The sequence below is a fragment of the Sphingomonas changbaiensis NBRC 104936 genome, assembly GCF_000974765.1.
GTDB lineage: Bacteria > Pseudomonadota > Alphaproteobacteria > Sphingomonadales > Sphingomonadaceae > Sphingomonas_B > Sphingomonas_B changbaiensis.
Genome location: NZ_BBWU01000043.1, coordinates 13469 through 35080 on the forward strand (window position 1 = coordinate 13469; position 21612 = coordinate 35080).

Annotated in this window: 18 protein-coding genes; 12 read left to right on the plus strand and 6 right to left on the minus strand. The window is 65.7% G+C overall.

Annotation, left to right across the window (positions count from 1 at the left end; all coding sequences use genetic code 11):
* Positions 1–14 precede the first annotated feature (14 nt).
* Positions 15–281, minus strand: coding sequence for an XrtV sorting system accessory protein (locus SCH01S_RS11300; RefSeq protein ID WP_046348923.1), 267 nt, complete (start codon positions 279–281; stop codon positions 15–17).
* Between the two features lie 196 nt (positions 282–477).
* Between SCH01S_RS11300 and SCH01S_RS11305 the strand changes: the two genes are divergently transcribed.
* The 8 genes from SCH01S_RS11305 to SCH01S_RS11340 all read left to right on the plus strand — a co-directional run bounded on the left by SCH01S_RS11305 (position 478) and on the right by SCH01S_RS11340 (position 9603).
* Entirely contained in the window at positions 478–1845 is a 1368-nt protein-coding gene (locus SCH01S_RS11305; RefSeq protein WP_046348924.1) for an outer membrane beta-barrel protein, read from the plus strand.
* A gap of 13 nt (positions 1846–1858) precedes the next feature.
* Positions 1859–2731 (plus strand): polysaccharide biosynthesis/export family protein, encoded by an 873-nt coding sequence (locus SCH01S_RS11310; RefSeq protein WP_052733911.1) that lies wholly within the window; start codon positions 1859–1861, stop codon positions 2729–2731.
* A 12-nt stretch (positions 2732–2743) separates the two neighbouring features.
* Positions 2744–4060 (plus strand): GumC family protein, encoded by a 1317-nt coding sequence (locus SCH01S_RS11315; protein ID WP_046348925.1) that lies wholly within the window; start codon positions 2744–2746, stop codon positions 4058–4060.
* 11 nt (positions 4061–4071) lie between these two features.
* Entirely contained in the window at positions 4072–4788 is a 717-nt protein-coding gene (locus tag SCH01S_RS11320) for a CpsD/CapB family tyrosine-protein kinase (protein ID WP_157032903.1), read from the plus strand.
* 33 nt (positions 4789–4821) lie between these two features.
* Positions 4822–5673, plus strand: coding sequence for an exosortase V (gene xrtV, locus SCH01S_RS11325; RefSeq protein WP_046348947.1), 852 nt, complete (start codon positions 4822–4824; stop codon positions 5671–5673).
* Positions 5670–6374 (plus strand): exosortase-associated protein EpsI, V-type, encoded by a 705-nt coding sequence (gene epsI / locus SCH01S_RS11330; RefSeq protein WP_046348926.1) that lies wholly within the window; start codon positions 5670–5672, stop codon positions 6372–6374. The genes xrtV and epsI overlap by 4 nt, the downstream gene beginning before the upstream one ends.
* A gap of 62 nt (positions 6375–6436) precedes the next feature.
* Positions 6437–7924, plus strand: a complete 1488-nt coding sequence (locus SCH01S_RS11335; RefSeq protein ID WP_052733912.1) for an undecaprenyl-phosphate glucose phosphotransferase — start codon at positions 6437–6439, stop codon at positions 7922–7924.
* A 362-nt stretch (positions 7925–8286) separates the two neighbouring features.
* Positions 8287–9603, plus strand: coding sequence for a right-handed parallel beta-helix repeat-containing protein (locus tag SCH01S_RS11340; protein ID WP_046348927.1), 1317 nt, complete (start codon positions 8287–8289; stop codon positions 9601–9603).
* Positions 9604–9606: 3 nt separating this feature from the next.
* Here SCH01S_RS11340 and SCH01S_RS11345 read toward each other — a convergent pair whose 3' ends face one another.
* Positions 9607–11199: a cisplatin damage response ATP-dependent DNA ligase gene (locus SCH01S_RS11345; RefSeq protein WP_046348928.1), complete on the minus strand. Its 1593-nt coding sequence runs from the start codon at positions 11197–11199 to the stop codon at positions 9607–9609.
* Positions 11199–11954 carry a histidinol-phosphatase gene (hisN, locus tag SCH01S_RS11350; protein ID WP_046348929.1) on the minus strand — a complete coding sequence of 252 codons (756 nt, stop codon included), beginning with the start codon at positions 11952–11954 and terminating at the stop codon, positions 11199–11201. The genes SCH01S_RS11345 and hisN overlap by 1 nt, the downstream gene beginning before the upstream one ends.
* Positions 11955–12042: 88 nt before the next feature.
* Between hisN and SCH01S_RS11355 the strand changes: the two genes are divergently transcribed.
* Complete coding sequence (locus tag SCH01S_RS11355) at positions 12043–12882, plus strand: alpha/beta fold hydrolase (RefSeq protein ID WP_046348930.1); 840 nt, start codon at positions 12043–12045, stop codon at positions 12880–12882.
* Here the strand turns inward: SCH01S_RS11355 and nadB are convergent.
* Positions 12872–14461, minus strand: a complete 1590-nt coding sequence (nadB, locus tag SCH01S_RS11360) for an L-aspartate oxidase (RefSeq protein WP_046348931.1) — start codon at positions 14459–14461, stop codon at positions 12872–12874. The genes SCH01S_RS11355 and nadB overlap by 11 nt on opposite strands.
* Positions 14462–14586: 125 nt before the next feature.
* Complete coding sequence (locus SCH01S_RS11365) at positions 14587–15504, minus strand: ABC transporter ATP-binding protein (RefSeq protein WP_046348932.1); 918 nt, start codon at positions 15502–15504, stop codon at positions 14587–14589.
* 61 nt (positions 15505–15565) lie between these two features.
* Here SCH01S_RS11365 and SCH01S_RS11370 point away from each other — a divergent pair, with 61 nt between their 5' ends.
* The 3 genes from SCH01S_RS11370 to SCH01S_RS17230 all read left to right on the plus strand — a co-directional run bounded on the left by SCH01S_RS11370 (position 15566) and on the right by SCH01S_RS17230 (position 18095).
* Complete coding sequence (locus SCH01S_RS11370) at positions 15566–15769, plus strand: zinc-finger domain-containing protein (protein ID WP_046348933.1); 204 nt, start codon at positions 15566–15568, stop codon at positions 15767–15769.
* 118 nt (positions 15770–15887) lie between these two features.
* Positions 15888–17318 carry a metalloprotease TldD gene (gene tldD, locus SCH01S_RS11375; RefSeq protein ID WP_046348934.1) on the plus strand — a complete coding sequence of 477 codons (1431 nt, stop codon included), beginning with the start codon at positions 15888–15890 and terminating at the stop codon, positions 17316–17318.
* A 126-nt stretch (positions 17319–17444) separates the two neighbouring features.
* Positions 17445–18095 carry a PEPxxWA-CTERM sorting domain-containing protein gene (locus SCH01S_RS17230; protein ID WP_245612241.1) on the plus strand — a complete coding sequence of 217 codons (651 nt, stop codon included), beginning with the start codon at positions 17445–17447 and terminating at the stop codon, positions 18093–18095.
* A gap of 61 nt (positions 18096–18156) precedes the next feature.
* On the opposite strand, the gene SCH01S_RS11385 is transcribed toward SCH01S_RS17230, so the two are convergent.
* A complete protein-coding gene (locus SCH01S_RS11385) occupies positions 18157–21495 on the minus strand; it encodes a glycosyltransferase (protein WP_046348936.1) in 3339 nt (1112 codons plus the stop codon).
* Positions 21496–21612 lie beyond the last annotated feature (117 nt).

The following is a 21612-nucleotide window of genomic DNA, read 5'->3' on the forward strand; positions in this document are numbered from 1 at the left end:
GGGACCCGCCGCTCTCAACCGCGCCCGTGGAACGGTTTGATGACGAAATAGGTGTAGGCCAGAACGGCCAGGATGCCCAACGCGGCGAGCGCCTGATAGGCTGCATCGCCTTGTTCGATGCCCTTGTTGCCGAACCAATTCGAGACTGCGCAGCCGATCGCCGGCGGCAGGTAGCTCAGGATTGAATCCTGCGGCTCGCCCTCCCCGACCGAACGCTGCAGAAAGACGACGATCAGTCCCGCAAAAATCGCGACCGTCACCCAATCGTAAATCGTCTGCATGCCACCATCCGTGCGAACAAGCCGTCCCGCTATCATCGAACAGCCCCGATGACAAAGCTTCCGAGTCCCGAACTTCTCGGCAGACACGTGCGCCCGATAAGGTTTAGATGATATAAACGGATCGGGACCTAACCGGAATAGTGTCGCTGAATCGTCACAGGCACCGATAAACCGCTCGTGCGTTCAGGGGGAAAGATTGCGGCTGCGCCAGCCGGGGGATAGCCGAGAGGCCGAAGCCAACCTCGAGGCGCTGGACGAGAGGGAAAAGGGATTGAACAAGAATGCCTGGGTGGCGCTGCTCCTGATCGGGTGCGGAGATGCGGCGATTGCGCAAACGACATCGACCAGGCCACCGAGCTTCGGCTCCGCCGGTCGCGCCACCGCACCTGAACGCCACATACAGATCCGCGCGAACGTCGATGCGAGCTACGACAGCAACGTCTTCGGCCTCAGCGATGCGCAGATCGAACGCAACGGCCTGAGGGGGCGATCGAAGGACGATTTCTCGCTGACGCCGTCGCTGGCTGTCGACCTCTTCCTGCCGTTCGGGCGCGAGTCCGTCTACGCGCGCGGGGCGCTCGGCTATGATTTCTACACGAACAATACGCAGCTAAACCGGGAACGCATCAACCTGGCGCTCGGCGGCGACGTGCGCGTGACCACCAGCTGCTCCGCCGGTGCGGACGCGACCTACAATCGGACGCGGTCCAATGCGGGCGACGTTTTCGGCGTGACCGAAGGCACGATATTGACCCGCGCCAATACGACGGAATACCGGTCGATCGGAGCGCGAGGCCAGTGCGCGGGCGTGGTCGGTATCTCGCCGAGTTTCGGCTACACCCACTCCGAAGTTCGGAATTCCGCGCAGTTCTTCCAGCTCAACGACTCGAATCAGGATACGTTCGACGCCAGCATCGGCTATCAGCGTCCGTCGCTGGGCCGGCTGTCGATCTACGGCAATTATTCCCAGGGCACGTATCTCAACCGAAACGTGCTCGGTCTGCCGAACGTGATTGCCGGGATTCCGAGCGACGGCGTGAAGAATTACTCGGCCGGCGCGCGATACGAGCGAAACATCGGGACGCGGCTGTCGGGCGCAATCTCGCTCGGCTACAGCTGGGTCGATCCCAAGGCCGTTTTCTCCCAGAAGTTTCGCGGCGCCACCTATTCGGTCAACCTGAATGTGATCCCAACCAACCGCCTGAGCGTGGATCTGGTCGCATCGCGTTCGGCGCAGCTTTCGAACACGGTCTTCGCGTCCTACTCGATCACCGAGATTTATTCGGTGAACGGCACTTACAAGCTGAATGATCGGCTGGATCTGAATTTCGGAGGATCGGTGCAGAAGCAGAATTTCCACCAGACCGCATCCGCAATCGACCAGTCGGCCTTTCTGTCGAAGGACAGGTTCACCCGCACCTATGGCGGGTTCGTCTACAATCTTAATCGACGGATAAGGCTAAACGGGCTAGTCAGTCATCAGAGGCGATCGGCGGACAACGCGCTGTTTCGCTATAACAATACCACGGCGAGCCTGGGCGTCAGCCTGTCGCTGGGCCGCTGATCGGGACGAGGTGATGATGAAGGTTTTGATGCGTCTGCTTGGATCGGTTCTGCTCTTCGCCTCCGCGGCGGCCAACGCGCAACAGCCCGCGCCCGCCGGCCTTCCGCCGGCCGCAGCGGCGCAGATTCAGGGCCAGGCGCAGCCGCCCCGCCCGCCTGCCGGCCAGACCAAGGCCGAGAAGGACCTTGCCGCCGGCTATGTGCTGGGGCCCGACGACGTGGTCGAGATCAGCGTGCTCGGCCAGCCCGAATTCACGACGCGCGCCCGCATCAAGGCGAACGGCACGATCCAGCTGCCCTTCATCGGCGAGCAGAAGATTGAAGGCGAGACCGCGATCAGCCTGGCGCCCAAGCTGGCTGAAAAGCTTCGCACCGGCGGCTATTACGCCAAGCCCGTCGTCAACGTCGAAGTGTCGGGTTTTGCGAGCCGCTATGTGACTTTGCTCGGCGCCGTAGGTCAGACCGGCCTGCAGCCGGTCGACCGCGAATATCGCCTATCCGAGGTGATCGCGCGTGCCGGCGGCATTCGGCCGGACGGGGCGGATTATGTTACGCTCACGCGCGCCAATGGCGAGCAGCATGATTATAATTTCGAGAAGCTGGCCTCCGGCGGCCCTGAGGACGATCCGCTCGTCCATCCGGGCGACAAGATCTACGTGCCGGAGGCCGACCTTTACTATATCTACGGCCAGATCAATCAACCCGGCCAATTCCCGATCAAGGGCGACATGACCGTGCGCAACGTGATCGCGCGGAGCGGCGGCGTCACCGCCTCGGGTTCGGTCAAGCGCATCAAATTGTATCGGAATGGCGAGGAGCAGAAGGTCGACCTCGACATGAAGGTCAAGGCCGGCGACGTGTTCACCGTCGGCGAGCGTCTCTTCTAAGGAAAGCGCGACATGAGCCTGGTTCAGTTCCTTCGCATTCTCGCAGCGAGAAAGGCGATCATCTTCGCGACGTTGCTCGCCTGCTTCTTTGCTGCGACCGTCACGGTCTTCCTGCTCCCGCCGCGCTACGAGGCGCACAACCGGGTGCGGATCGATATCACCAAGCCGGACCCGCTGACCGGCCAGATGTCGCAGCAGATGCTCAACTCCTACCTCGGTAGCCAGTTGAAGATGATCACCGACGTGCAGACCGCGGGGCTGGTCGTCGACGATCTCGGCTGGGCGACCGACCCGGCGAACCAGGCGGCGTTCGAAGCCGCCGGCCGGCCGGGCGGCGATATTCGCGACTGGCTGGCCCAGCGCATCGTCGACAACACCCAGGCGCGATTCGCCGAATCGAGCAACATCATCGAAATCACCTATCGCGGCACCGATCCCGCCTCGACCCAAGGCATCGCCCAGGCGATCCGCGAAGCATTCCTGAAGCTCAATCGCGAACAGCGCACCAACACGGCGCAACGCAGCGCTGCGACGTTCCAGGAACAGGCGGATCGTGCGCTCGCCGCCGTCTCCGCCGCCGAGGAAGCGCGCACCAGGTTCGCGAAGGAAAACGGCATCGTCTATCAGCCGGGCGGCGTCGACCTGGAAAGCTCCAAGCTGACCGCCCTGTCGAGTGCCGCGACGGTGCCGTCGCAGGGACAGGTCGTCGCGCAGGGCAACTCGCAGGTCGCGATGCTGAAGCAGCAGATTGCGCAAGCGGAACAGACGCTGGGGCCGAACCATCCGACGCTGCAGGCACTGAAGCGCCAGCTGAGCGTGCTCGAGCAGCAGGGCTCCGGCCCGGTCATCAGCGGGAACAACCGCGCGCAGATCGAAAGCGCCTACCAGGCGCAGAAGGCGCGGGTGCTGGCGCAGTCGGACAAGATGGATCAGCTGAACCAGATGGAAGCCGACATCGCAGTCAAGCGCGACCAGTATCAGAAGCTCGCCGCCAAGGCCGAGGAGATGAAGTCGATCGCGCAGGCCGGCGACACCAACCTCGAGCCGCTGGGCAACACCAATCTGCCCGACGAGGCGGTCTGGCCGAACAAGCCGGCTATCATCGCGGGCGCGATCGGGCTCGGTCTGGTGCTCGGCATCCTGCTTGCGCTTCTCGTCGAGCTGTTCGCCCGGCGCGTCCGCAGCGAGGACGATCTCGAATACGCAACCGGCGCGCCGGTGCTGGCCATGGTCGGCCAGCCACGACCCGAAAACAGCCTGACGGCGCGCATGTTGCGCCTGATCGATCGCAAGGGCGCGAGCCCTGGCGCTTCACTGGCGGAGGCCTGATAGCCATGAGCATGAAGACCGCGCTCCAGGAAATGGAGCAGCAGGATACGGCCCCTGCCCGAAGCCTTGATCGGCAAGAGCTGAGCCCGATTGCCACCGCACCGATCGAATCGGTGATGGTGAACGATCCGCACTCGATCGAGGCCGAGGCGATCCGCGCGCTGCGGACGCGGCTTGCCGCGCAGCATCTGCGCGAAGGCCGGCGCTCGCTCGCGGTGTGCGCGGCCGCCGCCGAATCGGGCTGCACCTATATTGCCGTGAACCTGGCGGTGGCGATGGCGCAGGCCGGCGTCCGCACGGCCCTGGTCGACGCCAATCTGCGCGACCCGATGATCGCCGATCTGTGCGGGTTGCCGCTCTCGATGCCCGGCCTTTCGGACTATCTGTCGTCCGACTCGATCGCGATGGCGGACGTGGTCGATACCGAGCTGATGCCAAACCTGGCGGTGATCGGTGGCGGCGAGGCGCCGTCCAATCCGCAGGAGCTGCTGTCGGGCGCACGGTTTCGCGGGCTGGTCGACCAGTTGCTGCGCGAGTACGACCTGACGATCTTCGACACCGCGCCGGCCAAGATCTGCTCCGACGGCCTTCGCGTCGCGACGCTGGCGGGCTTCAGCCTGATCGTCTCGCGCAAGCACCGGACCTATTTCGAGGATCTGAAGACCCTGTCCAAGCAGCTGCGCGCCGACCGGTCGGTCGTAGTCGGCTCCATCCTGAACAGCTTTTAGATGAACATGGCCACGCGCCCGGTCCGGGCACACATGCCCGCGTCCCAGCTGCTGATGCGGCATTGGCCGCTGCTTCTCGGTCTCGCCGTGCTGGCGGTGCCGACGCTGATCGCGGTCGCGACCGGTTCCTGGACCGGGGAAGCCGGCGTGCACGGACCGATCGTTCTGGCGACGGGCATCTGGCTGTTCGCGCGGCGCTGGCAGGAACTGCTCAGCATCCAGCGGCCGGGGCAGATCGGAATCGTGCTGGCAATTCTCGTGCCGTCGCTGCTGCTCTATGTCTTCGGGCGCGCGTTCGATTTTCTGGTGTTCCAGGCGCTGGCGTTCCTAGGCGTCTGCATCGCTGTCTTCTACGCCTCGTTCGGCGCGGAAGCGGTGCGGCGCATGTGGTTTCCGATCCTGTATCTCGGCTTCGTGGTGCCGCTGCCGCTGTGGGTGATCACCACGCTGACGGCGCCGATGAAGGAGTATGTTTCCTACATGGCGACTTGGATCCTGTCGCACGCGGGCTATCCGATCGTGCGCGAGGGCGTGACGATCTATGTCGCCCAGTATCAGTTGCTGGTGGAAGATGCGTGCGCCGGTCTCAATTCGCTGATCAGCCTGACCGCGATCAGCCTGTTCTATATCTACATCCTCCACAACGCGTCGTGGCGCTACGCGCTGTTTCTGATGCTGTGGATCGTGCCGGTGGCGCTGCTCGCGAACCTCGTCCGGGTGATGATCCTGGTGCTGATCACCTACCATTTCGGCAATGCCGCGGCGCAGGGCTTCCTGCATTCGACCGCGGGGCTGGTGATGTTCGCAACCGCCCTTCTCGGAATTTTCGTGGTCGACGGGGTGATGAGCCCGGTTCGCCGCATGCTGACGAGGACGCCGGCATGATCAATCGTCGCGACCTGCTGATCGGCGGCGCCTGCTTCGCCACTGCCGCCGCTGCCGAAGGACTCCGTCCGCACAAGCGCGTGACGCTGTTGGGCGACCGCAAGCTTGAGGACCTGATTCCCAAGTCGTTCGGGGCCTGGCAGGCCCGCGAAGCCGAAGGCATCGTCACACCGCAAAGCGAGGACAGCCTGGCGGCGCGGCTCTACAACCAGTCGGTCGGCCGTATGTATGCTGGCCCGGACAACAGCGCGGTGATGCTGCTGATCGCGTACGGCAACACCCAGAGCGACACGCTCCAGCTGCACCGGCCGGAAGTCTGCTACCCAGCCTTTGGCTTCACCATCGCCGAAAACGCGCCGGCGCGCTTCGACCTGGGCCACGGCGCTGTCGTTCCCGGGCGCAACCTGGTGGCGACGTCGCCGGGCCGCGAGGAGCGGATCAGCTATTGGACGCGCATTGGCGAGTATCTGCCGACCAGCAACAGCGAGCAGCGCGAGATGAAATTCCGGATCGCGCTGTCGGGCATCATTCCGGACGGCGTGCTGGTTCGCATCTCGAACATGCGGAGCGATGATGCCGAAGGCTTCGGCCTGAACGAGCGCTTCGCGGCCGATCTGCTGAAGGCGGTGCCGGTTGCGGCGCGGCCGGCGCTGATCACCACCGACAAGGCGCATCAGCTGTCCGCAGTCACGCGGGCCTGATGGACGCCGCTGGAAGGAGGGACCTGCCGGAGCCCGACTCCGGCGGATCGAGCAGGGACGCAATGCTGCAGGAAACGACGGTCACGGCCGCTCCCTCTGCACGCGCGAGTGCCGATGCCTCGCGCGAGGGCGCGTCGCGTTCGCCGGTCTTGCTCGAAGTCGGCATCCTGCTGCTGCGCGGACTGGAGATGATCAGCGTCGCGATAACGGCCTGGATCTCGGCTGCGGTGGCGCTCGATTCCGTGCCGGTGGGGCTGGCCCGCTCGTACAGCAACGCGGCGCTGATCGCTTGCCTGTTCTATGCGGCGTTGGCCGAGGTGACCGGCTGCTATGACATCGACACCCGCTTTTCGGTCCGGACCGGCTGGGCGCGGGTGATGACTGCCTGGCTGTCGACGGGCATGTTCCTGATGACGCTGGGCTTCCTGCTCAAGGTCTCCGGCGATTTCTCCCGTGGATGGGCGATCACCTGGTTCGCGCTGGGCGGCGGCGTGCTGCTCGCAGTGCGGGCCGGGGGAACCGCCTGGATGCGTCGCCTGAAAAAGCGCGGCGTGTTCAACCACCGCGTGGCGATCTTCGGGGCCGGATCGCAGGGCGACCGGCTCGCCAAATATATTCTCGGCAACGAAAAGCTGACGATCGACCTGGTCGGCTTCTTCGATGATCGGCTGCCGGAGCGGCTTCCGGACCGCGAGGTGCTGCTCCCCCTCTATGGCAATCTCGGCGACTTGATCGCCCGCATCCGCGAGGGGCTGGTCGACCAGGTGATTGTCGCGCTGCCCTGGTCGGCCGAAAAGCGGCTGCAGGAAGTGGTGGCGGAACTGGCGATTACCCCGGTCCGCATCCGCCTCGCGCCCGATCTCGCGACCTTTGCCTTTTCGCAGCGGCCGGTAGTGCTGCTCGGCGACCTACCGGTGATGACCTTGTTCGAGCGCCCGATCTCGGGCTTCGACCAGATCATCAAGCGGATCGAGGACCTGATCGTCGGATCACTGGCGCTGATCCTGGTCACGCCATTGTTCCTGGTCGTCGCGATCGCCGTCAAGCTCGACAGCCCCGGTCCGATCTTCTTCCGGCAGGACCGGGAAGGCTTCAACAATCAGCGTTTCCGGATCTGGAAGTTCCGCTCGATGCGCAGCGAGCGCTGCGAACCGGACGGCATCACCCAGGCGCGAAGGGACGACGATCGGATCACGCGCGTCGGCCGCTTCCTGCGCCGCACCAGCATCGACGAGCTGCCGCAGCTGTTCAACGTGCTGGCCGGCGAGATGTCGCTGGTCGGCCCGCGGCCGCATGCGCCGTCCACCCGGGCCGGCGATCGCCTCTTCTCGGACGTCGTCACCCACTATGCCGCGCGCCACAAGGTGAAGCCGGGGATGACGGGCTGGGCACAGGTCCATGGCTGGCGCGGCGAAACCGATACCGAGGAAAAGCTGCTCAAGCGGCTGGAGCACGACCTCTATTATATCGAGAATTGGTCGGTGCTGCTGGACCTCTTCATCCTCGCGCGGACGGCAGTCACCCTGGTGTTCCAGAAGACGGCGTACTGACGCAGGCGGGTTCCCACCGTTTCGGCCCCCGTGCCGCAACTCGTCGCACATACTAAGCATCTGGTCGATACGCCTCTAACCCTCATCAACACTTGTCTCTATTCGGGACAACGAACGTCGTGCGGGGCGGCGTAGAACAAGATCAAAAGCAGTGGCCAAATCTGTAGCGTGCCCGCCTGGGTGCGTTGCCGACTTCGCTTGGCCATGAAGCGAGGATGTTCTTTCAGGGATAAGTAAGCGGGTGTCACTGTGGCCTTCAGCCTCGGGGACTATTCTTTCAATCAACCAATGCGGGGTCGGACCGGCCCGGACGTGGCTGGGGGCTGGCCGCGAACGACGGTCTGCGCCCTCCGGGGATCGCCATGACAACCATCAATGTTTCCAATTCCAGCCAGCTCCAGTCCGCGCTCAGCCACGCGGCCGGGGGTGATACGATCGTGCTCGCCGCCGGCAACTACGGCACGAGCTACATCAACGACCGGAACTACAGCGCCGGCGTGACCATCAAGTCGGCATCGCTCAGCAACCGCGCGCATTTTGATTATCTGGCCATCAGCAACTCCAACAATCTCCGCTTCGAAGGCCTGGATGTCGGGCATGCCCTTCGGCACGGCGAAAACCCCAGCTCGCCCTATGCGCGCGTGACGGATTCGGACAATATCAAGATGGTCGGCATGAGCTTTCATGGATCGCTTGATAATCATCCGGCGAACGACGGGGTCGGTCTAAACGTCACCAACAGCGATCATTTCCAGCTGATGGGGTCGACCTTCCGCGACCTGTATCGCGGCGCCTATATCCAGCAGGCGTCGGACGTTACCGTCGCGTCGAACAGTTTTCAGATGATCCGCACCGACGGCCTGGACTTCGGCGCCGTGAACGGGGCAGTGGTCGACAAGAACAGCTTTACCAACTTCCACCCGATAGCGGGCGACCATGCCGACGCGATCCAGTTCTGGCTGACCGGCCAGCCCCATGGGTCGTCGAACATCGCGATCACAAACAATACGATCATGCAGGGCAGCGGGACGGGCATGCAGGGCATTTTCATGTCCGACCCGAAAGCGTTCGGCTACAACAACGTGCGAATTCAGAACAACCTGGTCTACGGCAACGACCAGTATCACGGAATCTTCCTGAACGGCGTTCACGGCGCGCAGGTGATCGGCAATACGATGCTGTCGAAATCGACCGATCACAAGATGATGTGGATCGATTTGCACAACGGCAGCAATTTCACCGTGAGGGACAATCTGGCCGAGAGTATCCAGGTGCAGCGTGGCGCGACCGGTGTGTCGATGAGCCATAATGCTACGCCTGCCACTGTCGGATCATTCCACGCGCTGTTTCCGCACCTCGATGCGCCGACCTCGGTCAACGATCTGATCACCCATGGGTACGGCTATCAGCTCCCCGGCTCGATCTCGACCGGCATTGCGCCGGTTGCCACGGCGCTGGGTCAAAGCATCGGCAGCATGGTCGGACCCACGTCCACGGCGACCAGCGCCCAGGTGTCTCATACGGTCGTGGCCGAGCCGACGCATGCGCCTCCGACGTTGAGCCAGGTGTTCCCGAGCGCGCCTCACGTCGAGATGGTGGCGAACACGGTCACGGTGCCTGTCACGGTGACTCATCAGTTTTTCATGCCGCATTTCAATCACTTCGTGGCGATGGTCTGATCTTCAGGTCGTCATCCGCCTGAGCGTCTCAAGCCGGTCCGCTTCGGCGGCCGGCTTGTCCGTGCGGATGCGGGCGATGCGCGGGAAGCGCATCGCCACGCCCGATTTGTGCCGGCCCGACGCATGGATCGAATCGAACGCGACTTCGAACACCAAGCTCTTGTCGACTTCGCGGACCGGTCCGAAGCGCTGGACGGTGTGGTTGCGCACCCAGCGGTCGAGCCATTTCAGCTCCTCATCGGTGATGCCCGAATAGGCCTTGCCGACGGGCAGCAAATCGCCGTCTTCGGTCCAGCAGCCGAAGGTGAAGTCCGAATAATAGGATGAGCGGCGGCCGTTGCCGCGCTGCGCGTACATGACGACGCAGTCGGCGGTCAGCGGATCGCGCTTCCATTTGTACCAGAGCCCGACGCGCCGCCCGGCGACATAGGCGCTGTCGCGGCGCTTCAGCATCACGCCTTCGATCGAAGCGTCGCGCGCGCCGGCACGGATCGCTTCCAGCGTGGTGAAATCCTCCGCCTCTATTAGCGACGAGACGTCGAAGTGCTCCGGGCCGAGTTGCGCGGCAAAGGCTTCGAGTCGCTTGCGTCGTGCTTCCCACGGCAGCTCGCGCAAATCGTCGGTCCCGTCGAACAGGATGTCATAGAGCCGGACGAACGCCGGATAGTCGGCCAGCATCTTCGCCGTCACCGCCTTGCGGTTCAGGCGCTGCTGGAGCGCATTGAAACTGGCCGCCGCGCCGCCATGCTCTTCCGCGCCCTGCGCTTCCCCCCTCACCATCAGCTCGCCGTCGAGCACGCCCGGTGTGCGGAACGCCTCCGCGATTTCCGGGAAGCCGCGCGTGATGTCGTCACCCGCGCGGCTGTAGAGCCGGGTCTCGCCGCCCGCATGGACGAGCTGCACGCGAATGCCGTCCCATTTCCACTCCGCTGCGAACTCGGCCATGTCGACGCGCTGGTCCTCGAGGGCATGAGCAAGCATGAAGGGGCGGAACACCGGCAGGGCGGATGCGGCGGGCTGCTCGTCCTGGCCTTCGGCCCAGGCGAACAGGGTCGGATAAGGCGGGCGGATGCCGTGCCAGACTTCCTCGACCGCCGCGAGGTCGAGATCGAAGGCCTGGGCGAGCGCGGTTTTGGCGAGCCGCGCAGTCACCCCGATCCGAAGCGCGCCGGTCGCCATCTTCAACAGCGCGAACCGCTCCTCCGGATCCATCCGGTCAAGATGTGCGGCGAGCACCGCCGGCGCCTCGGAGCGCGACAGGCTTCGGAACCGCTCGACCACCGCGCCGAGCGACAGGTCGAGCGGCGTGTCGGGCACATGGTCCGGCCGCGGCCAGATCAGCGACACCGTCTCGGCGGTGTCGCCGACATAGTCGCGGCTCAGCCAGAACAGCACCGGGTCGACACGCTCCTCGACCAGCGCCCGGATCAGCGCCGGCTTGACCGCCGGCAGGTCAAGGTCGCCGGTGAGCGCCGCCAGTGCCCAGCCACGATCGGGGTCGGGCGTAGCCTTCAGGTAATCGCCGATCAGCTTCAGCTTCGCGTTGCGCGAGCGGGTGTAGACCAGCCGCTCCAGCAGAGTCGCGAAGCCCCGCATCAGCGCTCCAGCAGGCCCAGGACGTGCGGCAACAGCGCCGGATCGCCGACCGCGACCACGCGTCCGTCGCTGCCCTTGTGCAGCGCATGGCCCTCCCAATCGGTCATCCGTCCGCCGGCGCCTTCCACGACCGGGAGCAGCGCGGCCCAGTCGTGAAGTTTCAGTCCTTCCTCCACAACGAGATCGGCGTGGCCCGAGGCGAGTAGCGCGTAGTTATAGCAATCGCCGCCGAGCAACGTGTCGCCCGCCGCGCTCCGCAAGGCGTCGAATCCGCCGCAGAACCACGGCGCCGTCGTCGCGAACAGGGCGCGGGAAAGCTCTGTGCAGGGGCGGGTATGGGCCGGCCGGCCGTTGAACAAGGTCGGCTGCCCGGCGGCGCCGATCCAGCGTTCGCCCGAAATCGGCTGGTCGATCACGCCCAGCACCGGCCGGCCGCCGACCATCAGCGCAATCATCGTCCCGAAGATCGGCCGCCCGCCGATGAAAGCACGGGTCCCGTCGATCGGATCGAGCACCCAGATGCGCTCTGCATCCGCATGCTCGGCGCCATATTCTTCGCCGATGATGCCATCGCCGGGGCGGTGCGCTGCAATCAGGGACCGGATCGCCGCCTCCGCTTCGCGATCGGCCTGGGTTACGGGCGACGCATCCTCTTTCGCCTCCTGGGCGAACCGCGCGCGGAAATAGGGGCGGATCACCGCGCCCGCGGCGTCGGCGAGCTGGTGGGCGAGGGCAATGTCGTCATCGAGAGTCATCGGGCCCTGCCTAGGTCGGGAAGCACGTCGCTGGAAACACGATTCCGTCAGCGAAGGTTCAACCGATCTGCGGCAAAGGGCCAAGCCTATGGACAGGCGGACATTTCTTGAGGGCTGCGCGGCGGCTGCCGCGCTCGGCCTGGCGGGCAAGGCGGCCGCCTTCAGCTCGCCCCGCATGTCGGTGCAGGTCCGCGGCGACGGGCCGGACGTGATCCTGATCCCGGGCCTGACCAACGGTCGCAGCGTCTGGGACGGGACGGTGCGCGCGGTCCCAGGCTATCGCTACCATCTGGTGCAGGTCGCCGGCTTCGCGGGCGATCCGGCGCGCGGCAATGCGAGCGGGCAGGTCGTGTCCGGCGTGGCGAGCGAGATCGCACGCTATATCGTCGACGCGGGGCTGAGCCGCCCGGCGCTGATCGGCCATTCGATGGGCGGAATCGTCGCTATGATGATCGCCGCCAGGCATCCGGCGCTGGTCGGCAAGGTCATGGCGGTCGACATCTTGCCGTCGCCGGCCAGCGGCTTCGGCTTCGCGGGCATGCAGATCGCGCCGCTGGCGGACGCGCTGTTCAACGGGCTGATGAGCTCGCCGCAGGGCCGCAGCACGCTCGACGCCCTGATCGGTCAATTCGGCGGGTCGGGCGTTTCGAACAGCCGCAGCGATTCCGGCGTGGTCGCGCGCGCGACGCATGAGCTGGCGACGATGGACCTGACGCCCGAGCTGCCGCGCATCACCGCGCCGCTGACCGTCGTCTATGCGGTCCCGAACATTCCTGAGGACGCGGCTGCGATCGACCGGCTGTATCGGACCAGCTACGCGCCGGCCCGCGGCGTGACGCTGCGTCGCGTCCCCGGCAGCGGCCATATGATCATGTACGACCAGCCGCAGCGATTCTACGCGGACGTTCGGGAATTCCTTACGGGGTAAGCACCGTGTCCCGCGCTTCGGGCAGCAGGTCGGGATAGTCGAGCGTGTAATGTAGGCCGCGGCTTTCGTGGCGCGACAGCGCGGAGCGGACGATCAGGTCGGCGGTCTCGACCAGGTTGCGGAGCTCGACGAGGTCGGGCGTCACGCGGAAATTGCCATAATAGTCGGCAACTTCCTGGCGGAGCAGCGCGATGCGGTGCTGGGCACGCTCGAGCCGCTTGGTGGTCCGCACGATGCCGACATAGTCCCACATGAAGCGACGGATCTCGCGCCAATTGTGCTGGACGATCACCTCTTCGTCCGAATCGGTGACGCGGCTTTCGTCCCAGGGACGGATCGGGGGCGCTTCGGCGAAGCTGCCCCAGTTCGATGCGATGTGCTTCGCCGCCGCCTCGCCGAACACGAAGCATTCGAGCAGCGAGTTTGACGCGAGCCGGTTGGCGCCGTGAAGACCCGACTGGGTGACTTCGCCGGCCGCATAGAGGCCGGGCAGGTCGGTGCAGCCGTCGAGGTCGATCATCACGCCGCCGCAGGTGTAATGCTGGGCCGGCACGACCGGGATCGGCTCCCGGGTGATGTCGGTGCCGAGGTCGAGCAGCTTTGCGTAGATGGTCGGGAAATGCCCTTTCACGAAGTCGGCGGGCTGGTGGCTGATGTCCAGATGGACGTAATCGAGGCCCAGCCGCTTGATTTCGTGGTCGATCGCGCGGGCGACGACATCGCGGGGCGCCAATTCCGCCCGCTCGTCGAAATCGGGCATGAAGCGGTGGCCGGTCGTGGGCAGCTTCAGGATGCCGCCTTCACCGCGCACCGCCTCGGTGATCAGGAAGTTCTTGACCTCGCGATTGTAGAGGCAGGTCGGGTGGAACTGCATGAACTCCATGTTGGAGACGCGGCAGCCTGCCCGCCATGCCATCGCGATGCCGTCGCCCGTCGCCCCGCGCGGCGCGGTCGAATACAGATAGGTCCGCCCGGCGCCGCCGGTCGCGAGGATCGTCGCACGGCCGGTGAACAATTCGACATGGCCGGTGTTGCGGTTGATCGCATAGACGCCCCAGACATGGCCGTCGCCCGAATATTTGACGCCATGACGTCCCGTCGCAAGGTCGATCGCGACCCGGTCGGGCACAAGCGTGACATTGGGATGGGCATGCGCCGCGCGCTCCAGCGCCTGCTGCACCGCCCAGCCGGTCGCGTCGTCGACATGGACGATCCGCCTGTGGCTATGCCCGCCCTCACGCGTCAGGTGCAGGGCGCCCGCATCCTCGTTGAAGGGCACGCCCAACTCGGCCAGCCGCGCGATCGCGGCCGGCGCATTCTCGACCACGAACTCGACCGTCTCGCGGTTGTTGAGGCCCGCGCCGGCGATCATCGTATCTTCGATATGGTTCTCGAACGTGTCGCCTTCGTCGAGCACCGCGGCGATGCCGCCCTGCGCCCAGGCGGTCGATCCTTCGGAAAGGCCGCCCTTGGCGAGCACCACCACTTTGAAGCGGTCGGCCAGGTTCAGCGCGGCGGTCAGCCCGGCAGCCCCGGAACCGAGGATTACGACGTCGAAGGAATGTGGGTCTGAGCTCACCCTAGACTCCGGTTTGGGCTGAGCTTGTCGAAGCCCTCCCTTTTCTTGGGCGGTGGTAAGAAGAAGGGAGGCCTTCGACAAGCTCAGGCCAAGCCGTGTTTAGGGCGTCCGTTGTCGGGTCTGAACTAGGCCGCTCGGGTGAGAGACAGGAACACGTCCTCCAGATCCGCTTCCTTGGTCGAGACGTCGACAATGCCGAGTCCGGCGCCGCTGACGGCCGCGAGCACCTCGCCCGCGTTCACCTTGGCCTTGGAATAGGTGATCTCGAGGACGCGTTCGCCTTTCAGCACGATCTTTTCGAAGCAAGGGGCGGCGGGCGGCGAGTCGAGGTCGCGGTCGACCGTCACCTGCACCAATTTTTCCTGCGCCTTGTTGACCAGCTCGCGGGTCGGCTCATTGGCGATCAGCCGGCCGTGGTTGATGATCGCGATCCGGTCGCACAGCTCTTCGGCTTCCTCCAGGTAATGGGTCGTCAGCACCACCGTCACGCCCTGCGCGTTGAGCTCGCGGACATAGGCCCAGAGCTGCTGGCGAAGCTCGATATCGACGCCGGCGGTCGGCTCGTCGAGCACCAGCACCGGCGGCGAGTGGACCATCGCCTTGGCGACCAGCAGCCGCCGCTTCATGCCGCCCGAGAGCGTGCGCGAATAGGCGTTCGCCTTGTCTTCCAGATGCACGGCGCGCAGCAATTCCATCGATTTCCGCTGCGGCTTCGGCACGCCATAGAGCCCGGCGAACAGCTCCAGCGTTTCGTAGGGCGTGAAGAAGGGGTCGAACACGATCTCCTGCGGGACGATGCCGATCGAAGCCTTGGCGTTCCGGGGGCGTTCGTCGATGTCGAAGCCCCAGATGGACGCGGTGCCGCTGGTCTTCATGACCATGCCGCTGAGGATGTTGATCAGCGTCGACTTGCCGGCGCCATTGGGGCCGAGCAGCCCGAAAATCTGGCCGCGCGGCACGTCGAACGTCACGCCGTCCAATGCGCGCTTGCCGCCCTTGTAGGTCTTGGCAAGCTCCCGGATCGAGATTGCGGCTTCGGTCATGTGCTCGCGTTAGCCGGAGAGGGCTGGAAAGGGCAACGCACCATTGCTATTCGCCCCGCCCATGATCCCGCCGCCCGAGACTTATCGCGTATCGTCCCGCCGCGTCGCTTGCGACGGTTCCGGCCACGGCATCGACGCCGCCCTGGGGCACCCGCGCATCTATATCGAAATTGACGAGCGCGGCTTCGGCGAGTGCGGCTATTGCGACCGGCGCTTCGTGCTGACCGGCGGGCCTGCGGACCGGGACGAACTGACCAACTACTGATCGTCACCCCGGACTTGATCCGGGGTCCACCTGCCCTTCGGAACCGCGGCAAAGAAAAGGTGGATGCCGGATCAAGTCCGGCATGACGAAACAGAGAGTCATGCCTATATCCTTCTCCATGACTCTCCCCGCCGATCCGCGCGCCTGGCTTTACCGGGCCGATCTCGACCCCGACACCGCCCTTCGCCTCACCGCCGACGCCCTGAAGGGCTGCGACGACGGCGAGCTGTACCTGCAATACCAGACGTCGGAGAGCTTCGGCTTCGACGACGGGCGGCTGAAGACCGCGGACTACAACACCAATGCCGGCTTCGGGCTGCGCGGCGTGTCGGGCGAGATGACCGGCTTTGCGCATGCGAACGAACTGTCCGCCGCGGCCATCCGGCGCGCCGCCGAGACGATGAAGCTGCTCGATCCGGCAAGGGGCCAGCCCGCCCCGCCGCCGCAAGGGAGCAATCGCCATCTCTACACGGCCGACGACCCGCTGACGCTGGTGCCGTTCGCGGAGAAGGTCGCGCTGTGCCAGAGGATCGACGCCGCCGCGCGCGCCCGCGATCCGCGCGTCGCGCAGGTCTCGGTCGGCCTGTCCGGATCGTGGAGCGTGGTCGAGATCGTGCGGCCGGACGGCTTTGTCGCGCAGGATATCCGGCCGCTGGTGCGGCTCAACATCTCGATCGTGGTCGAGCAGAACGGGCGGCGCGAGACCGGCTCTTACGGAATGGGCGGACGCTATCTCTACGGGCGGTTGTTCGAGGATGCGGCGTGGCAGCGCGGCATCGACATCGCGCTGGGCCAGGCGCTGGTCAATCTTGAGTCGGTCGCGGCGCCGGCGGGGGAAATGACCGTCGTCTGCGGCCCCGGCTGGCCCGGCGTGCTGCTGCACGAAGCGATCGGGCACGGGCTGGAAGGCGATTTCAACCGCAAGGGCACCTCGGCCTTTTCGGGGCGGATTGGCGAGCGGGTGGCAGCGCCGGGCGTGACGGTGGTCGACGACGGCGCGCTCCAGGACCGGCGCGGATCGCTGAGCATCGACGACGAGGGTACGCCGACCCGCGAGACCGTGCTGATCGAGGACGGCATCCTGAAAGGCTATATGCAGGACCGGTTGAACGCCCGGCTGATGGGCGTCGCGCCGACCGGCAACGGCCGCCGCCAATCCTACGCGCACGCGCCGATGCCGCGGATGACCAACACCTTCATGAAGGGCGGCCAGGACGACCCGGCCGAGATGATCGCCCGCGCCGGCAGCGGCATCTACGCGAAGAATTTTGGCGGCGGGCAGGTCGATATCGTCTCGGGCAAATTCGTGTTCAGCTGCACCGAGGCCTACCGGATCGAGAACGGCAGGCTCGGGGCTCCGATCAAGGGTGCGACGCTGATCGGCGACGGGCCGACCGTGCTCACCAAAGTGCGCGCGATCGGCAACGACTTCGCATTGGACGAGGGCGTCGGCATGTGCGGCAAGGGCGGGCAGAGCGTGCCCGCCGGCGTCGGCCAGCCGAGCCTGCTGATCGAGGGACTGACGGTCGGCGGCACGGCGGCGGCTTGATCTTTATACGTCCCGATTTGGAACGGCTCGACTAGATCATTTCTGGTCCATCTCATTCAACTATGATAAAAGATTAGCGGGGCCGCTCTATACGAAACGAAATTTCTTCCACCAAAGGGGGTTACCATGGTGAAGAGATTCGGAATGGCCGTCGTTGCGGCCGCGTCGGTGTCGGCATCGCTTCCCGCGGCCGCCGCCACTTACCTTCCGGTCGGACCGCAGCAGAATGTCGCGCTGGCGACGGTTCTGGGCGGCGGCTGGACCCTGTGCTACCAGAAGACGATGAGTGTCGGGCTCGGCGCCAGCGCGCTGGACGAGCTCGCGGCATGCGGCGCGCCTGGCAAGAGCGTGATGCTCGCCGGTCGCCAGACCGGCAGCAACACGCTGCTGCTGCTCGCGCAAGCGCCGTACGCAGACGTAACGTTCAACACCGGCGCTGCCGATAACGGCATCACTCACAACGCCAACGGCTCCGAATGGTATTATTCGGACTTGTGGAGCTGGGGTTATGCCGAAGCGGGTGCCGCGGTCCGGAAGTTCGAGTGCGACACCAATGCCGGGCCACTGCGGATGTGCCTGCACACGCTGGCGAGCGGCGTCGGCGGCTTCAGGATCGGCGACAATACCGGCCTGAACAACAGCGTCGATTTCGAAAAGCTGATCTTCGTCAATGCCGGCAACGCAGTTCCGGAACCGGCGAGCTGGGCGATGATGCTGGCGGGCTTCGGCCTGCTCGGCATGGCTGCCCGGCGGCGCGCCAAGGTCGCTTTCGCATAACCTGAAGCATGCGGCGCCGCCGGCGCTTCGCCGGCGACGCCCATCCAAGCAGTGCACCGCATCACCGCGCCTGCACCCGGCCGCTTCGCTCCAGCTTGCCCCAGCCGACGCGAGGCCCGCGGATCGCGGCGGAGAGGGCCTTCAGCACCACGTAATACATGATCTGGCGGTAGCCGATGCGCTGCGGGATCAGCAGCCACATCAGCCGCCAGCGTTCGCGCGTCGACAGCGCAAACGCGATCGAGGCGGCGAGCAGGTCGATCGCGGTAAAGGCGATCCAGTAGGTCGCCATCACCGCCAGGTCCGTATGCGTCTGCGCCCAGCCATGTTCCTGGACGCGCATTGCCGTCGCGATCGTGCTGAAGACGAGCGCGAGGTCGATGACCGGCGAAATCGCCGCGAAGCCGACCTGGAACAGCATGGCCTGCGGCAGGCCGACCAGCGCCAGCCCGCGCGGGCGCCCGGTCTTGAGCACCGCGCCGTGCTTCCAAAGGCATTGCAGCGTGCCGAACGCCCAGCGGAAGCGTTGTTTGGCAAGCGCGCGGAACGTTTCCGGAGCCTCGGTGAAGGCGACCGCGTCCTGATCATAGCGGACCTTCCAGCCGGCGCGCTGAATCGCGATCGTCAGGTCCTGGTCTTCGGCAAGGGTGTCGGGCGGATAGCCGCCGACCTGCCTGAGCGCCTCCGCGCGCCACGCGCCGACTGCGCCCGGCACGACCGTCATCGCATCGAGCCTGGCTAGCGCGCGACGCTCGAGATTCTGCGCGGTGATGTATTCGAGCGCCTGCCAGCGGGTGACGAGGTTCACCCGGTTGCCGACCTTGGCGTTGCCGGCCACGGCGCCGATCTCGGGGTCGGAGAACCAGCGGACCAGCCGCGCAATCGTTTTCCTCGGGAATTGGGTGTCGGCATCCAGCGCGACGATGAACTCGCCGCGCGCAAGGGCGAGGCCGTGATTCAGCGCGCGCGCCTTGCCGCCATTTTCGAGGCGCAGCAGCTTGACCCGCGGTTCGTTCGCGAAGGCGCGCTCGACGATGTCGCCGGTGCCGTCCTTCGACCCGTCGTCGATCACGATGACTTCCAGCTGGACGGCGATGCTGGCGAGCACGCGGCGCACCGAGGCCTCGATCACGCGCGCCTCGTTGAACGCCGGGATGAGCACCGAGACGAAACGGTCGGGGCGGATCGCCGGCGCCTGTTCCGCCTGCTCGCGCCTCGCCTGCCAGAGCGCCAGGCCGGAAAGCACCAGCGCACGCGCGATGCCGAGCGTGATCGCGATGGCGAACAGCCATTTGATCGCGGTCTGCACCGCGCCGAGGGCAGTGAACATCGCAAGATCCGTGCGCGCCGCGGCCTGTTCCTCGGGCGTCAAGGCCGGCATGACCTGCGCGGGGGTCAAACCCACCAGCGCGGATACCGGCACGAACCGATAGCCGCGTGCGCGAAGCTGGTCGATGATGATCGGCAGCGCTTGAACCGTCTGCTCGCGGTTGCCGCCGGCATCGTGGAGCAGCACGACATTGCCGCTCCGCTCCGGATTCGAGGCGAGCACGCCGGCAATCGTGCGGTCGATGATCGCCTGCACGCCCGGTCGGGTCCAATCGCCGGGGTCGACATGAAGGCCCACCGACAGATAGCCGAGCTGCTGTGCGACCTCGACCGGCACGATTTCGTCTGCCGTCGTCGGCTCGGCGTCACCGAAAAAAGGCGCGCGGAACAGCCGGATGGCATGGCCGGTAAAGGCCTGGACCAGCCGCTGAACCGCATTGAGCTCGATCCGCGTCACCGCATTGCTGGTCTGGCCGAGATTTGGGTGGGTGTAGGTGTGGTTGCCGACCTCGTGGCCGTCACGGATCTCGCGCTCGAGCAGGCTGCGATAGGTGAGCGCGTTTTCGCCGACGATGAAGAAGGTGGCGGGAACCTGCTTCGCCTTCAGGATGTCGAGAACCTTTGGCGTCCAGTCTGGATCGGGGCCGTCGTCGAACGTGAGTGCGACCAGGCCGGGCTTGTAGCCGGCGCGCTCGATCGAGAAAGGGAGTGGCAGCTGGACGAAGGTTTCGCCGGTCACAAGGCCGCGCCCGTCAACCGTGAGTCGGCGCAGGCCCGGGATGGGCGTCGAGCCGACGCGGAGCACTTCGCCTGACCCTTCGATATCGACGTCGGTGCCGGCCGGGATGCGCTCGATCGCGTGCACGTCGGTGGCGCCGCGGTGGCGGCGGCCGAAGATCTGCCAGACCGAGGGGTCCTCGGTGCCCAGCCGCCATAGCGCGATCCCGCTGACGCCCTCGGCATGCGCCGCCATCATCTGGTTATGAAACGACGCGGCGTCGAGCATCCACAACTCGTGATCCTCGCCATTGTCCTGATAGGAAAAGGTGACGTTCCCGCTCGCCGGATCGAACCGCGGCGTCGTGCCCGAATCATGGGCGCTCAGCATCGCTTCTTCGATGGACGGCGTGTCGGCCGGGCGGTTCGGCGTCCAGTCATAGGCGTAGGAGCCGATCGCGACGACGACCTTGTCGACGGGGAGGCCCTTCATCGCCTTTGCAAGCGTCGCCGCGAACCAGGTCTGGGACGCGATCGGCCCCGGATCGCCGTCGGGATCATGCTCGTCATAGGCCATCAGGAACAGGCGATCGACCTGGCGCGCATAGGCCGGCAGGTGCCAGCTCGGATCGCCGACCGGCACGGCCATCGCGATCAGCCAGCCGTGCGGCTGAAAACGGGATCGCGCTTCCTGAAGGAAGGCATGGTAGTCGCGCTGCGCCGAAGGCGGCAGGTTCTCGATATCGAAAAAGGCGCCGTCGGCCCTGTTCGCGATCAGGAATTGCTCGAGTCGGTCGAGCAACTGCTTGCGCGCAGGCGGTGAGTGCAGCAGCGCGGTGGCGCCGGCCGAGTCCCACTCCCCGTTGAGCGCGTTCTGCACCATCGGCAGGATCTTGGGACGGTGAACGGCCCGATTGACGATCTGCCGGCCGGCCCGATCGGGAAACACCGTCCAGTGGTGATCCGGCCCCGTCACCGAGACCCAGCCGGGCACCAGCCAGTCGATTTCGTCGACGTGCCGCTGAAGCGAGGCGGCGCTCGAGCTGTCCCACGGCGCGTGGAAGGCGACGGTCAGCGTGGTCAGGCGCGCCGGGCGGCCGTTCAGCAGCCATTTGCCGCGCCGCACGATCGCCCGCCCGAACCGTTTCGCGCCGCGCTCGATCGCGTTCGGCGGCCCCGCGCTGCCCGGCCGCTCGGCCTGGAACGGCAGCGCCGGCTCCGGCGTGGTCGCAAGGATGGTGGCGCCGAACAGCCCGGCAGAAAGCAGCAGCAGCACGACGAACGCCGCCACCGCCAGCGTGAACTGGCGGCGCCTGCGGCCACTCGCATCGTAGAAAACGGGATTTGCGTCCATTGCTGCCCTTGACGTTGGCGTTCGATTAGACCCGCAACGATCAACGCGCCACATTAAGCTTCAGCCGCCCCAAGCAGAGCTAAGCTTCCGTCGCCGCATTGCTTTGCCTATCACACA

Bases quoted from the DNA above. Each gene is read 5' to 3' on its own strand.
- hisN (WP_046348929.1), bottom strand. From the start codon at position 11,954: ATGACTCTCGATGACGACATTGCCCTCGCCCACCAGCTCGCCGACGCC.
- epsI (WP_046348926.1), top strand. From the start codon at position 5,670: ATGATCAATCGTCGCGACCTGCTGATCGGCGGCGCCTGCTTCGCCACT.
- SCH01S_RS11345 (WP_046348928.1), bottom strand. From the start codon at position 11,199: ATGCGGGGCTTCGCGACTCTGCTGGAGCGGCTGGTCTACACCCGCTCG.
- SCH01S_RS11355 (WP_046348930.1), top strand. From the start codon at position 12,043: ATGGACAGGCGGACATTTCTTGAGGGCTGCGCGGCGGCTGCCGCGCTC.
- SCH01S_RS11310 (WP_052733911.1), top strand. From the start codon at position 1,859: ATGATGAAGGTTTTGATGCGTCTGCTTGGATCGGTTCTGCTCTTCGCC.
- SCH01S_RS11385 (WP_046348936.1), bottom strand. From the start codon at position 21,495: ATGGACGCAAATCCCGTTTTCTACGATGCGAGTGGCCGCAGGCGCCGC.
- SCH01S_RS11335 (WP_052733912.1), top strand. From the start codon at position 6,437: ATGCTGCAGGAAACGACGGTCACGGCCGCTCCCTCTGCACGCGCGAGT.
- SCH01S_RS11365 (WP_046348932.1), bottom strand. From the start codon at position 15,504: ATGACCGAAGCCGCAATCTCGATCCGGGAGCTTGCCAAGACCTACAAG.
- SCH01S_RS11320 (WP_157032903.1), top strand. From the start codon at position 4,072: ATGAAGACCGCGCTCCAGGAAATGGAGCAGCAGGATACGGCCCCTGCC.
- tldD (WP_046348934.1), top strand. From the start codon at position 15,888: ATGACTCTCCCCGCCGATCCGCGCGCCTGGCTTTACCGGGCCGATCTC.
- SCH01S_RS11300 (WP_046348923.1), bottom strand. From the start codon at position 281: ATGCAGACGATTTACGATTGGGTGACGGTCGCGATTTTTGCGGGACTG.
- SCH01S_RS11315 (WP_046348925.1), top strand. From the start codon at position 2,744: ATGAGCCTGGTTCAGTTCCTTCGCATTCTCGCAGCGAGAAAGGCGATC.
- xrtV (WP_046348947.1), top strand. From the start codon at position 4,822: ATGCCCGCGTCCCAGCTGCTGATGCGGCATTGGCCGCTGCTTCTCGGT.
- SCH01S_RS11340 (WP_046348927.1), top strand. From the start codon at position 8,287: ATGACAACCATCAATGTTTCCAATTCCAGCCAGCTCCAGTCCGCGCTC.
- SCH01S_RS17230 (WP_245612241.1), top strand. From the start codon at position 17,445: ATGGTGAAGAGATTCGGAATGGCCGTCGTTGCGGCCGCGTCGGTGTCG.
- SCH01S_RS11370 (WP_046348933.1), top strand. From the start codon at position 15,566: ATGATCCCGCCGCCCGAGACTTATCGCGTATCGTCCCGCCGCGTCGCT.